The organism is Pseudomonas canadensis (assembly GCF_000503215.1).
In the GTDB taxonomy this organism is placed as follows: Bacteria; Pseudomonadota; Gammaproteobacteria; order Pseudomonadales; family Pseudomonadaceae; genus Aquipseudomonas; species Aquipseudomonas canadensis.
In genome coordinates this window covers 79,406-92,089 of the sequence record NZ_AYTD01000016.1, presented here as the reverse complement: position 1 = coordinate 92,089, position 12,684 = coordinate 79,406, and the positions used below count along the sequence as shown (strand labels likewise).

Below are 12,684 nucleotides of genomic sequence, written 5' to 3'. Positions count from 1 at the left end.
CTTTCCAAACCCTAGAAACAACAAAACCCGCACTAGGCGGGTTCTGTTGATGCTTCGAATTGGTGGGGCCGGGGTAAGTTGAAACGGTGCTATATCCAATTGATTTATATCGTAAATCCTATTTTCAAATGTTTGTAGGAATACTGTTTGGAATACCAACTATCAAAAAACGCGCCCTAGAAGCATTTTTCAATGCTTGCAAATGACATTGAAAAAGCGGTCGCCCAGTGTGATGCGGAGTTTTGAAATGTAGAGGTAATGCCTTCGGACCTAGCACAGGTTATGGCGAGCAGCGGTATCGCTTGCGCGCTATCGTTTTGCTACCATCGAGCAGGCATGTCCGGTAGCCCTGATGCCTCAACGATCTGCGAGGAAATAGAATTCAATGCAAGGAAAGCATGGTGAGCGATAGCCCTGACGCTACTCTAATTGGTCTCGCCTTAGAGAAGCTACTGAACGACTCAGACCTTGATAAGGTTATCGGCTGCCTAACTGAGACACCAGAAGAGAAGGAACAGCATCCGTCCCTGAGGCTTCTTCATCTGAGATTTAACGAAGATATTCCAGATATTGACGGACTTGCCGACCATCTATCGAGCGCTTCGATGGACTATGTCTTGAGTCGAAGGAGGCGTGATGCTTTCTACTTAGAGTTGAGTAAGGCAAAGAACTCAAGTCTTAGAGCTGTGCCAAAAATGATGAGAGCTGTTAAGGACGCTTTCATTGAATTCCGTTCCGCTTATCCTGAACGAGCAAGTGAAGTTGGGGAGGTTCTTGCTTACAGTGTTGCTCTTCATCATCTTGGTGCTGCACAGCTCGTTTCAAAAATGTCCCTAAAAACTTCCCATAATATGCCGGTACATGGATTGGATGGAATTCATGCGCGATTTGAAGGAGGAGTTTTAACGGTTTTTTTTCTAGAGTCGAAAGTGACTTCTACGGCGAGCTCTGGTGGAAGGGACTACGCAAAATCTTTGGCAGGCTTTGGTTCTAATAAGAAGCAGTACTTGAGAGAGTACGCACTGATAGGCGATGTGGGTAATCTGGATGTATTGAAAGGTGAGGAGCGAGAGCAATTGCTTGAGTTTCTGAACCCATACTCAACAAAAGACTTTCCAAAAAGAGAGCGCTCCATCGGAGTTATTTGTTACTCGGAAAATAAACTGTTCGCAAACACCATACCCGTAGATGATGGCGATCCTCGAAAGCATGAAGAACATTTTGCAAGCTTATACTCCGCTGATCGATATAGGCATCAGAAAAATCTCTCGAATCAGCTAGAAAAACATGGAGTAACTGCTGCAAAATGTGTGGTCTATCTCGTCGCAGTTCCTGATGTCGCCGTGCTACGTGAAGAGTTTTACAGAGCAATAGGAATTGAAGGAACAAATAGTGACTGTAAAAAATTAATAGACGACGAAGATATGGAGTTCGAAGATGAGTAGCTTTGCCACCGAACTCTCAAAGCGTCTACTCAAAGCGAAAGACTTCACCGATGCGCTGATTAATTTGCAGACTTTCGGTGCTGGGACGACCTTGCCAGAAGATATTTATTTATGCACGTCTAGGCCGGATGCAGCTCAACTCGACAAGCTTCTCTACTGCGCTTCTGTACTCGCCCATTCTCAGGACAGTGCGCATGTCTCTATTGCGCAAAATATTGCTTTGAACTCGGCACTTATCGCGTCGACACCTGAGGTTTTAGAAAGAACAGCAATAATTCTCACTGAGCTCGGAAATCTTCCTAGCGCTGCCTACACAGAGCTAAAGCTTAATGCGAAAAGAAGCAGTCTGACCAGCATTCTACAACGTAACCTCATTCGTGAACTTAATAGCGTTACGGTGGGTACTCATACGGTTGCACTCACTGATTATCAAAAGCAAATATGGAACTCGCTTGGAGATGGCGATGACCTCGCAATCTCCGCACCAACCTCCGCAGGAAAGTCATTTTTGGTAATTGAGCACCTATCAAGGCGTGCTATTGAAGACGACGAATTCATGTGTGTGTATATAGCACCAACCCGAGCCCTTCTCTCAGAGGTTCTTAACAAACTTAAGAAGCGGCTAGAGGATAATCAAGAAATACGTATCTCCGAAATCCCAACCTTTATGGACTCGAAGAAACAAATATTTGTTTTGACCCAAGAGCGATTTCAGATTCTCTTGGCTGGCACCAGTGCCTCATTCGATCTGATCGTGGTAGATGAAGCGCAGAATCTTTCCGACGGATCGCGAGGAATTATACTTCAAGATTGTATTGAGCAGGCATTCCATCGAGAGAAGGCGCCACATATAGTACTGCTAGCGCCAGGGGCCGAAGGTTTTAAGGAGGCGACTGAAAGTTTTGCCATTCCGAATGTTCGAGAGGCAAGTACTACCGTGTCGCCCGTACTTCAGAATAGGATCATAGTATCTAAAGTTCTTGGCGAGACGACGCTTGATTTTAAGCTCATTGATAGTGGTCTTGCTCATCCTATAGGTAACATTAACTTCACGCCTTCAGTTAACAGTTCCATCTCCTTATTAGCCGCTGTCGCTATCAAGCTAGGGCAGTCTGGAAGTTCGCTGATTTACGCTAAAACTCCAAGCGAAGCCGCGACGTTAGCGGCGATAATCTCACAAGCGAGTCAAGTGAAGAAAAAACATCAATCTAAATCAAATTTAGATCTTGTCGAATTTATCGAAGATCATATACATCCTGACTACCAACTTATCGAAATGGTTAAGAATGGAGTGGCTTTTCACTATGGACAGATGCCTGCTCTTTTAAGGGAGGCAATTGAGATAGCATTCAAAAAAGGTACAATTGATTTTTTGGTATGCACCACCACTCTATTTCAAGGCATAAATCTTCCGGCGCGTAACGTTTTTATCAATACCCCAAAACGGGGGCGTGGCGGTAAAACCTCTCTTGAACCGGCCCTCCTTTGGAATTTTGCAGGTAGGGCTGGAAGAATGTGCGACGATATTGTCGGAAATGTCTTCTTGGTGGATTATGATAATTGGGATGAAAGACCTCTTGATGAAAAAACTCCGTTTCAAATAGAGCCCGCTTTAGGGAAGACAATCAACAACGAAACTAAACTAGTAATATCTGCTTTAAATCAAGAGTTAGGTAAGGTCGATCCAAGGGATGAAAAGATAAGGCAGGTTATAGCGTGTGCTGGTCTTTTGGTTTCAAAAGCAAGACATGGGAGTTTGGACGATTTTATTCTCAGGACTGCTCCGGAACTAAGTTATTTTGATAGCAAAAATATGTGTGAGTCTGCAGAAAAAGCGTCTATTGCAATCTCTATTCCTGATGCTGTTTTGAATTTGAGTTGGACGTTAGATATCTTTGCTCTAGATGGTTTGCTGCTATATTTTGAGGAGCAAATTAGGCTTGGTAAAGAAGGAAAGCTCATTCCGCTGAGCCCAGCGGAGCTTGGTGATAAATCATTTAAACACTATATGTATATCTTTAACTTAATGTACAAGCTAATAAAAGGCTGGAAGGGTAACCTTGGGAATTACGTAGCGCCCATCGCTGTTAGATGGATGGAAGGGTTGCCATACCCCGTTATTATAAGTTATGAAGTTTCTAATGCGCAAAGAGCGTTGGATGAGGAGTTAAAGAATAAAGAGGCTATGCGGAGAACTGGAGCCAGAATCAGGGCTAGTTCGAAGACGGAAATTAATAAGAATCAAGTCATCAACAAAACGTTTGATACTATAGAGTCACTGATAAGATTTCAGCTCGTACAAATGGGTAAGGCGTATGTCGATTTGTTACGACACGCATTTCACAAGGCCGGATCCCCTGAAAAGGCTCTGCGGATTTTTGATTTTTCCATGGCGCTGGAGCTAGGAATAAGCTCTGTTACCGGGCAGGCTTTGTTGGAATTGGGCTTGTCTCGTATTGCTGCGGCGGAGATCCAAAAGCTTCTGGTTGAGGAGTCCAACGATGTTAAAAGTCTTAAAGAAGTGCTTCAGTCTTTCGAGTGGGACCTCTTTAAGCTGAGCCCAATAATCATATCCGAACTGGAGCGTTTGGGGCTCAAAACTGGGGCGGTTGACTCTGACGCAATTGCATAGCCAGTCAGCATGGTTGACTGTGAATTTGTCGATTGGTTGTGTGGGTTCGTAATAGAAGTCACAGTGGTAAGGGAGCTTTAGTTTATATGAATGGCACGGAAAGTTATTTCGCCGCTCTGCAGTGTGGTGAACTAAATTTATAACAGGCACTAAGTAGTGAGTATGCCAAAATCATCTTGAGATGGCTGGGTTTCGTTAGCTAATGACAGGTCAACTGTTATTTGGTTGCCGGCATTTTTTGTTTAGTGTGTGGGCTCATCATTAATGTTTAACCAAGGGTGGCGCCTATTCTATAATCTTTGGCTCATGATATTGTAGGTTTGGATGTGAGCCAAAATCCCTTGCTCTCGTTCAAGTTTGTCTGCTTCCTCTTTTAATTCTGAAGACCTGAACTCTCCAGAGGATACTTGGAATCCGTGTGAATTTCGGTCTGATGCGGTATTTGGAAGGCAAATACCAAAGATGTATTTGGCGTAGGGGAATTTATAAAGTGCTACAGTTATATGATCTCTCAAGTGTGTGCAAAGGAACTCTTCAAGTTGTTCATCTGTAACGCTCTTAGGTATAATTGGATAAACTAACCATAGATATAGTAATCCAGGTTTGTCTTTTGATTCGGATATGCTGCACCAAAATGTTGACGGATCTTCACTGATAATATCTTGCAAGGTTGCGCTAATAGTTTGACGGCTTAAGCGGGATTCGGAAGCCATTATTCTGAAATATTTTTCATGGTGTGAGAACGGCTTATCTTGCCCTACGATTAATGAGCCGGAGTTAAATTCAGTTGCTATGTGGTTGATTAAGTTGTCAATTGTATATGAGGGTGCTCTTATTCTATTACGCTCTGCTCTTATTTCACTTTCCATGTACATATTCCACAGTCCCGCTGGTATCAATTTTACACCTTGCACGGTATGAAAGGTCTCACTAGGTATATGGAAATCTCCATTTCCTGGTTGACTACACACATAAGCAGCGACTAGATTTTCTTCGCCACAAATCAAGAACCGTTCGGGCTCGCTCAGTGCCTCCTGCTTTCTCCGAAGGTAATCTATCAAGTCTCTAGTAGTGTCAAAGCAATCGAAAATTGCCTCAAGTGAGGTTTTACTAAATATATGAATAAATTCGGGGTATTTGGTGCCCACAGTCATAAAAGTACTGTCAACATTACATTGCGTGTCTATACGTAATCCTGGGTGCCCTAGAGACTCAAGGCAAATGTTCTCAGCACCATTAGCCACGGCTATGAGGTGTACGCGCATCTTTTCAGGGCTAGGAATTTTTAGTGGAAATGGTGATGAGGCATGAACGTCACAGAAAATGTTTTGAGGGAATTTTGTTATTTGACTAAGGGCGCCGCGTAGCTGACGAATACTTCCAGTTATGGCTTTTTTATACCAGCGCTTCCAAGCGACGTCCGAACTGGCTTTTTCATCAAACCGAATTAATTTGTCCGATATTATGATCATATCGTCACCAAACACTACCAGGGCATCGCATAGCTCTTTTCCTTTGGCATAATGAGGATTTTGATAGCTCCACATTGACAAAAAAGTTTTGCGTGTCAGTTCACCTAGCCTTTCTTCTGATTCGTTAAAGCTCATCCGTATGCTTTCCTGGAAAGTGTGTGTTGGGCTGAAGTATAGAATATCGAGCCATTATTCTGGCTAGATATCGCGTTGTCAAAGCTCTCTCTATAACGGCTACATAGTTTCTAGATCAGGACCATCAGTTAACCTCACATCGAATGTATAGCGATGTTTTGCCTATCCGTCTCAGGATCAGCGATGCAGTGAGACGGTAGTAATACTTGGTAGGCACGGAGCTATCCTTGAGATGATGATGCAGAAACCAGTGCACATGTTTGAGCTGCCAATTCCAAGGATTGTCGCGGTGCCACCGTTGTTGAATGGCCGCCTGCATAATTCGGGCTTGCCGTAGGTGTCGATGTTGTGTGGCTGTCGATCCGGTCAGCGCTCCGCTTAAAAACAGCGCCATATCGAATGGTTTAGTCATGCCCGACCTCCTATGTAAGCCGAAACCACATCGAGCCGGTTATGTCCGAGCTCAACGCTGATCCGTTGTCGAGCCCGTTGATCGAGGTCGCGGTCCAGGCGATAACAGTGACCACCATTGACCGGAGCTGAGTGGCCCGTGAGTTGCTCGTAACGCTCGCAGGCATAGGCTGCTCGCAACTCATGAAACCCCCTCAGCCCCTGCTTCTGTAGTAAATCACGGGCGGGCCGCACCGTCTGTAGCAGGAAATTCGCGTAGCTTTCGCCTTGGAGCAATAAGTTGCGGCTACCGGTCGTTGAGGCTTGACAGGCCATCTGCAACGCCGCCTTCACTTCTTTATCAGCCATAACCCATCGCGGCGCCGCAGCTCCGGACCGGCCGCCTTTGGTACCGTCCTGAATATTGATGCGACCGAATCGCTTCGCTTCACTTTGTAAGCGTGGCAGATCCGCCAGGATAGCTTCACGAAGGCGCATACCGGTTGCACGAGCCAAACATACAATCGCGGCAACCCGGTCGTTTTGCTGCTGGCGAAGCGCTTTAATCACTCTACTCAGTTGTTGGTGGTCTTGGCCATCCGGTGCTCGGGTGCGTACGCTTGATCGCTGCATACCGAGTGCCTTGCTCGGGCTGGCGATTTTCACGTACTGATCACCGCGTAGCGCGGCGAGAGTACGGTTGACGCTGCTCAGGCGGTTCTGCGCGGTGGCGATGCAGATTTCACCCTGTTGGATTTGTTGGCACAGGTGTGCGGCGTAGCTGTTCAAGGTACTGCGGTCTATCTGGCGGGAATCGTTATAACCGGGACCTTCCGCAGACCGGCACCATTTCACAAAGGCTTGCCAACGATCACTGTGTGCTTTGACCGTAGCGAAGTGTCCGCCGGCAAACATATCTTTCAGCGCTTGTGGGCCGGCATAGCTGAGCTGTCGGCCGTAGCCAAAGTTGCGCCCGTCACGCCGGCCGACCAATGCCATTTGCTTCACCGTTTTCATTGTCTTGCAGAAAGCGCAGTACGGCTTTCCAGTGGGTGCTGATCTTGTCCACTTGTAGCCAATGTGTGGGTTGAATCAGCAGGGCATTTTGCTGGTGCCGCAGCACTGCTCCTTCTTCGCGCAGTTGGTGGATCAGCAGGCCTATATCTGTCGGACCCAAGGCGGGTGTGGCGACAGCGGCGACACTGGCGACAACCGTTGTAGTTGCTGGTCCGAAGCATGGCGACACGGCGGCGACAGAAGTGGCGACACACCGCAATGCAGGTCGTGTTTGATGCTGAGCCTGGTAACGGCGCACCGCGTCATTGAGGCGGAACATGGCGCACCTCGAAGGTCTTTCCGTCATGAGAGTCCAGCCAGCTATGTGAGATCAATTCGACCAGCAGCGTAACGGTGCGATGACTGCTTTTGCGGGCAAAGCGAGGGCCATTACGATTAAGGTCGCGGACGGTAAATTGGCTCCAGCCTTTTTGCGTCAGCCAGCGCAGCAGGCGATCCGCTTCCTCACGCAACGTGTTGATAGGCTCTTGTTCTGTCAGGCGCTGAATCTCTGCCAGGTAGTAATCCATCAGCGTCGAGGCGCGCTGTATATGGGCTTCGCTCACCACATTCGCGTCTTCAATCACCGCCAAGACCCCGGCGATACGCAGCACGTTGGCTGCTGCTTTCCCCGCGACGGATTGAATGCCGGCCAGCTCGCCAAACTCACCAGATTGGCACTCGATGGTGTCATGAATATCAATCCAGGCAGTGCGAGCGCTGGGTGTCAATTCCAGTCTGCCAGGCTTAAGTGAACCATCCTTGTACAGCGACAGCGGCTTATCCAGCAAGGCGGTGATGCACGCTTGGTAGCGCTGAATCTTGGCATCTCGCGTAAGGTCGACGGCCTTGTACAAGCGCTGCCCCACCAGGCGTTTGGGCCAACTGATCAAGCAACGCCCAAGGATGCCTTGGCCATTGATCATCCTGTCTGTGAGTAGCTGGTTGGCCAGGTAAGGTTGCAGCATCAGATGTAGACTGAGGCGACGATCATAGGCGCGCAGGCTTTCCCCTGGCATGGAGCGCGCTCGGTCTATCGGGCTGCCATCCCAGAGCGCTGACAGGGTGGTTATGGCCTTGAGTTGGTTCTCTTTGCTCATCGTGCTGCTGCCCAAAAACTGGCCGCCCTCATCGTTGAATAACCCCATGCTGGGCAAGCCCTGGCATAGGTTTTTGATCAGCGCCTCAATGGTGGGCTCGGCGATGATCAACCTAGGCGGCACGGGGTCGGATAACTCACGAGCGTCGTGCTTTCCTCGAATGGCGGCGCGATTGGCTTTCAGTTGCTCCAAGTACAGCATCCACTGCCGTCGCTCCCACTCACGCGCAGCCGCCAGCGCCAGATGATCCACTGCGCTTTTCCGATCACCCGACGATGCCACCGTCAGCATGTACAGGGACAACGGATAAACACGGCCATCGAGATGCACATTGGCGTGCGACTGGGTCACCAGGGCGGCAGTGGCCAACACCGATTGCGCAGCCATGGCGCAGGGCACGCCGATGACTTCGGCCATACGTTCGACGGCTGGTCCCAATATTTGTCCCAACGCTTCGACCGGATACGCCAGCGGCTCGGGCCGGTATTCCAGCAGCGGCCGTGGCAGGTCGAACACTTCGCACAATTGCATCGTCATTCTCCTGGTGCTTCGAATTTCCCCCTCACTCTCCCCGCCACGGTTGTTGAGTGTTATCAGGGATCAAGGCCCCTGCAGCCTGTGAGGGTTGTCCATTTACGCGGGACGGGCGGCTCTTTACGACCGGGAGCTTGGGCATCTCATGATCTGGCCTCCTGAGCACCGATAGCGGTGGGCGGGTGGAGGCTGCGTTGGCTGACGAGACCAGCGCCGCGAGATCCTGAGTCTGTTGCAGGAAGTGATGCGATGACCGGGGCGTGCCTGACTGTCAGTCAGGTGCAGTCCATTCCTTGGGCTGCGGCACCATCATCGGCATCGCTGTTGCTGGTGACTTCGGTGTTTGTCATGCCGATTGTCACGAGGGGGGAAGCCGCAAAGCCCCATGCGAGTGGGGCTGCAGCAAGTTGAGATGCGCCCGTCTCTTTAGGGAGCAAAGAGACAGGCAAAAGATTGGCGCAAGAAATGGCCAAGCGGATAAGTTGCTGCAGAACAGCCAGGAGGGGGCATGAGTTGCCGCAGTGGGCATTCTGGAAGAAGTGGCATCCATCACATCGCTGTGACCGTGCGAGCCGCCGGACGCTAATCGCACTTGGGGAGAACCACCACGATGTGGCGTAGCCTCAAAGGTTCTGGCTACCTGGGTACTGTCTAGGACAGCGCTGGTACGGTTCTGGTTTAGCGCTCGTTTTGCTTGCGGTCAACCGGATTTTGGGGGGGGAATCTTGCGCCAATCGGTAGCGCTGGAAGACCTTGGAGGCCGGTGGCTTTCCATGGCCGAGTGGTCGTTCGTCGGTTTTTAATGTGAGCCTGCGTCATTGCATGGACTTGACCACCCATTTGCATCGTCACTGACCAGTCAATTGCATTCGTGCTGATCAACCGTTTGCGTTCGATTTGACCTGTACACGCCGTAGTGACGACCGGCTGATTCTGTTGAAAAAGTCAGCTTCGGTTTCCACGGAAGAAAAGTACGCGTCTGAGATTGAGATCCGTATTTTGGCGCAGACGGTTCAGGGCTCAGATTTTACGTAGTAGCGTGAAAAAAAGCGTTTTCACCGATCAATGCATGAGTAGTCAGGCCGGGTCGACTTTTTCAACACCATCGGCTGGGCAAAGGTCCATTGATCGAGCGGCGCAATCGGTACCTGGTGTTTGAGCCAAAGGTACCAGGGCACGCCTAGGGCGACGCCTTGACGCCGATGCCCAAGTGTTTGGAAATCAACGGTGGCATATGCCCTTGAAATGCGGGCGAAAAATGGCGTTGCGACAGATCTAGCGTTGTTGTATTGTTCTAGCAACGCTAGATTAAATTAACAACGCTAAATTGAGTGATGATATGAACAGGACAGAAACGGCTATTTTTGAACTGCATTTTGCAGAACTTTATCACACGGGGATGACGCTGATTCCGGCTTGGAAGGTACTTCACATGTTCGCCAAAGACCAGGGGCGATTGACAAAAGCTTTTTTTCGAGACGAGATTTTTTCGCTATGGAGTGACTACATCAGCGAAATCGACAACATCCACATCACCGTCAATGTTGTGCGCGCTGATCACGGTGTCTTGAAGCCAGCTGCGTACCTGCTGACGCGCAACGATTTCCGCTACACCGTTACCGATGATGAGAGCGACGACTGAGCCCGCAGACGATGGAAAATCCCGCCCAGGTACGACCAAGCCCCGCCGTTAAACGTGGGGCCGCGACCGTAGAAGAGGCACGGTTTTCGGATCCTCGAAGCAGGTAGGCACCATGTTCAGCGAACGTAAGCAATTGCTAGATACTCCCGACCTAGATGCAATGGATCGTATGCTTGATTCGGTGTTTGAAGCAGTCGCAAGTGGCGAGCTAGCTCCAGAAAAAGCTTCTAACGGTTTGAAAGAGGTGATCGGTCTCATCGACTGCGGGAACCTTGGCGGCGCGCAAGATTGGTTCGAAAAAGGCTTGTCGCATATGAAGGAAGCGAAGTAAAAAAATCCGCTTCACCATCAGCCCGCCAACTTAGCGGGCTTCGGCAGTAGGGATTGGCTGTTGTGGCCGTCAAATTCAAAAAGGGACTCAAAGTGAAAAAGATTACCCGTATTCAATCAGACTGTGGCCAAGGGGCCTCTTCCCTGGTTCAAGTCGAAGCTGTCGCTGTTCGAGAGGAATTATACAAAGGTCCCGAGACCACCAAGTCCCCGTTTGACATCGTGACCGTTACCGTGCAATCGGCAACCGTCAGTACGACCCATACATTCCACGGTGCCGATGGTGGCTATGGTGGGTTCGGTAAAACGTTTCTGCCGGGCATCTTGCCTCTTCCACTGCAAGAAGATGAACGATTCGGGCAGGCAGTCCGTGAGCTGATGAAAGCCATGGTTGATGTGCACATTTCCGATATCAAGCAGATGGCCGAGATCCTGCCTGTCGAGAAGGAGAAGGGTCATCTGAACCTGACGAGTTTCGAGACGGTGATCGAGTAGCAGCCGCTGCCGCAGGCTGCGCTGGCCCAAGGCTTTTGAGTCCCAGGGCCAGCGCAGCCTTGGGCAGCGATTGAGGTAAGCAGGAAAAGGTCTGTGCCTCCGCCAAGCTGATGGTCAAGTACGGGATTGTCCGATAATAGGAAGCGAGGAAATTTATGAGTAAACGATGTAAAGAGTCGCGCCACCGTTGGACGGACGACGGGGAGCCAACCTACGTTGCAGGAATGCTGACGCAACCGCAGACTTGCACTCGGTGTAGTGCCACAAGGGGGGATGTTGCGTCCATGTCGAGCGATGAGAAGCCAAAGCTGGCGCGGCTAATACCACCTGCTATAGCACTGGTAGTTTTGGCCGGGATTCTCTACTTGTACTTACGCCAGTAGCCATCTTGGAAGGCAGCGAGACCGTGCATTGAGCAACTAGTGCCCAATGCACCACACAGACAAAGCCACCTTATCCGAGGTCGTTCTCGCCACACTCACAAAGGCTTAGGTGGTGGTATGCCATCAGTACCATTGGCATACGCTGCGCTCGGGCATCATTTCGCCCGCAAGGTATTTCTGGGCGCGCAGGGCAACATCTACGCCAAATGGAAGCGGTAGGTGCACGACTTCCCCATAGGCCACCTCGATCTTTTTCGCGATCACCTGGTGGGCCTGCAATACCTGCACATCCGGCGACCCCTCCTGCTTGAATTGCTGGCCGTTTGCGTTGAGCGAATAGCTGCGTCCCACCTGGCAGTTCAGATTGATTGCCACCGTTGCGCTGGTTGAGCTCGCCGAAATGATTTCGGCGGTGCCATCGATCACTCCAATGCCCATCGAACAGGCCGTTTTGGATTGGTTGCAATCACGCACATCTATAGGTGGGTAGCTGAGTTTTGTTGCCCCGACGGATGAATCCCTGACATCCAAGCGCGCCCATACGCCATGCTCGTGCTGATCGAAGAGATTGGGGCCGTACGCGGACACAGTGACAACGGTCGAATCCCTCGGAACAGCCCAGGTACACCCCAGACGGCGTGTGGCAGCCAGTCGAGCGTGGCGCGAAGCGAACGCCTTCACTCGGTCGCTTTTTACCTGTCATGGTTGATCGCTTTGGGTCGGTTGCAGTGCTTCGATGCTTGGCTGACGCACTCGCGCTGAGTGGCGCCCGCTGACACACATCAACTGCAAACGGCTGGTCAGCGCGAATGCAAATGACTGGTCAAGTCGGATGCAAACAACTAGTCAGTGGCAATGCAATTAGGTGGTCAAGTGAGATGCAATTACGCAGAGCCCATGCGAGAGGGAATGCGGAGCCTTCCCGCTCGCGTGGGCTTGGCCGAGGAAGCTCTAAGAGAGAGGCGCAACGGCGACAGTCGCCACTTCTGTCGCCATACTGCAAGCCAGGTATTACGCGGGTTGTCGCCGGTGTCGCCGCTGTCACCAAATCAACCATCACTCCATCTGGG

General features: G+C 50.3%; 11 protein-coding genes. 5 read left to right on the top strand and 6 right to left on the bottom strand.

Features of this window, described 5'->3' with window-relative positions; genetic code table 11:
• Window positions 1–401: 401 nt before the first annotated feature.
• A complete protein-coding gene (locus tag U367_RS01000000130190) occupies window positions 402–1,445 on the top strand; it encodes a HamA C-terminal domain-containing protein (RefSeq protein WP_236639983.1) in 1,044 nt (347 codons plus the stop codon).
• On the top strand, window positions 1,438–4,077 hold the full coding sequence (locus U367_RS0117555; protein WP_028617993.1) for a DEAD/DEAH box helicase: 2,640 nt from the start codon (window positions 1,438–1,440) through the stop codon (window positions 4,075–4,077). The genes U367_RS01000000130190 and U367_RS0117555 overlap by 8 nt, the downstream gene beginning before the upstream one ends.
• Before the next feature lie 290 nt (window positions 4,078–4,367).
• On the opposite strand, the gene U367_RS1000000131710 is transcribed toward U367_RS0117555, so the two are convergent.
• From U367_RS1000000131710 to U367_RS0117540, 5 genes are all read right to left on the bottom strand, one after another.
• On the bottom strand, window positions 4,368–5,684 hold the full coding sequence (locus tag U367_RS1000000131710; protein ID WP_152537923.1) for a hypothetical protein: 1,317 nt from the start codon (window positions 5,682–5,684) through the stop codon (window positions 4,368–4,370).
• Window positions 5,685–5,808: 124 nt separating this feature from the next.
• Window positions 5,809–6,096, bottom strand: coding sequence for a hypothetical protein (locus tag U367_RS1000000131015; protein ID WP_073860045.1), 288 nt, complete (start codon window positions 6,094–6,096; stop codon window positions 5,809–5,811).
• The gene (locus U367_RS0117550) at window positions 6,093–7,073 is read right to left on the bottom strand and encodes an integrase domain-containing protein (RefSeq protein ID WP_028617992.1); all 981 of its coding nucleotides are present in this window, start codon (window positions 7,071–7,073) and stop codon (window positions 6,093–6,095) included. Before U367_RS0117550 ends, U367_RS1000000131015 begins: the two co-directional genes overlap by 4 nt.
• The gene (locus U367_RS1000000131990) at window positions 7,051–7,410 is read right to left on the bottom strand and encodes a hypothetical protein (protein WP_028617991.1); all 360 of its coding nucleotides are present in this window, start codon (window positions 7,408–7,410) and stop codon (window positions 7,051–7,053) included. The genes U367_RS0117550 and U367_RS1000000131990 overlap by 23 nt, the downstream gene beginning before the upstream one ends.
• Window positions 7,394–8,761, bottom strand: a complete 1,368-nt coding sequence (locus U367_RS0117540) for a YfjI family protein (RefSeq protein WP_028617990.1) — start codon at window positions 8,759–8,761, stop codon at window positions 7,394–7,396. Before U367_RS0117540 ends, U367_RS1000000131990 begins: the two co-directional genes overlap by 17 nt.
• Window positions 8,762–10,103: 1,342 nt before the next feature.
• Here U367_RS0117540 and U367_RS0117535 point away from each other — a divergent pair.
• The 3 genes from U367_RS0117535 (at window position 10,104) to U367_RS0117525 (ending at window position 11,231) form a co-directional block, all read left to right on the top strand.
• Complete coding sequence (locus tag U367_RS0117535) at window positions 10,104–10,406, top strand: hypothetical protein (RefSeq protein WP_028617989.1); 303 nt, start codon at window positions 10,104–10,106, stop codon at window positions 10,404–10,406.
• A gap of 112 nt (window positions 10,407–10,518) precedes the next feature.
• Complete coding sequence (locus U367_RS0117530; RefSeq protein WP_028617988.1) at window positions 10,519–10,737, top strand: hypothetical protein; 219 nt, start codon at window positions 10,519–10,521, stop codon at window positions 10,735–10,737.
• A gap of 62 nt (window positions 10,738–10,799) precedes the next feature.
• Window positions 10,800–11,231, top strand: a complete 432-nt coding sequence (locus tag U367_RS0117525; RefSeq protein ID WP_028617987.1) for a hypothetical protein — start codon at window positions 10,800–10,802, stop codon at window positions 11,229–11,231.
• 506 nt (window positions 11,232–11,737) lie between these two features.
• Here the strand turns inward: U367_RS0117525 and U367_RS1000000132400 are convergent.
• Window positions 11,738–12,040, bottom strand: coding sequence for a hypothetical protein (locus U367_RS1000000132400; protein WP_236639982.1), 303 nt, complete (start codon window positions 12,038–12,040; stop codon window positions 11,738–11,740).
• Window positions 12,041–12,684 lie beyond the last annotated feature (644 nt).

Bases quoted from the DNA above. Each gene is read 5' to 3' on its own strand.
- U367_RS1000000131015 (WP_073860045.1), bottom strand. From the start codon at position 6,096: ATGACTAAACCATTCGATATGGCGCTGTTTTTAAGCGGAGCGCTGACC.
- U367_RS1000000131710 (WP_152537923.1), bottom strand. From the start codon at position 5,684: ATGAGCTTTAACGAATCAGAAGAAAGGCTAGGTGAACTGACACGCAAA.
- U367_RS0117555 (WP_028617993.1), top strand. From the start codon at position 1,438: ATGAGTAGCTTTGCCACCGAACTCTCAAAGCGTCTACTCAAAGCGAAA.
- U367_RS1000000131990 (WP_028617991.1), bottom strand. From the start codon at position 7,410: ATGTTCCGCCTCAATGACGCGGTGCGCCGTTACCAGGCTCAGCATCAA.
- U367_RS0117530 (WP_028617988.1), top strand. From the start codon at position 10,519: ATGTTCAGCGAACGTAAGCAATTGCTAGATACTCCCGACCTAGATGCA.
- U367_RS0117535 (WP_028617989.1), top strand. From the start codon at position 10,104: ATGAACAGGACAGAAACGGCTATTTTTGAACTGCATTTTGCAGAACTT.
- U367_RS0117550 (WP_028617992.1), bottom strand. From the start codon at position 7,073: ATGGCATTGGTCGGCCGGCGTGACGGGCGCAACTTTGGCTACGGCCGA.
- U367_RS0117540 (WP_028617990.1), bottom strand. From the start codon at position 8,761: ATGCAATTGTGCGAAGTGTTCGACCTGCCACGGCCGCTGCTGGAATAC.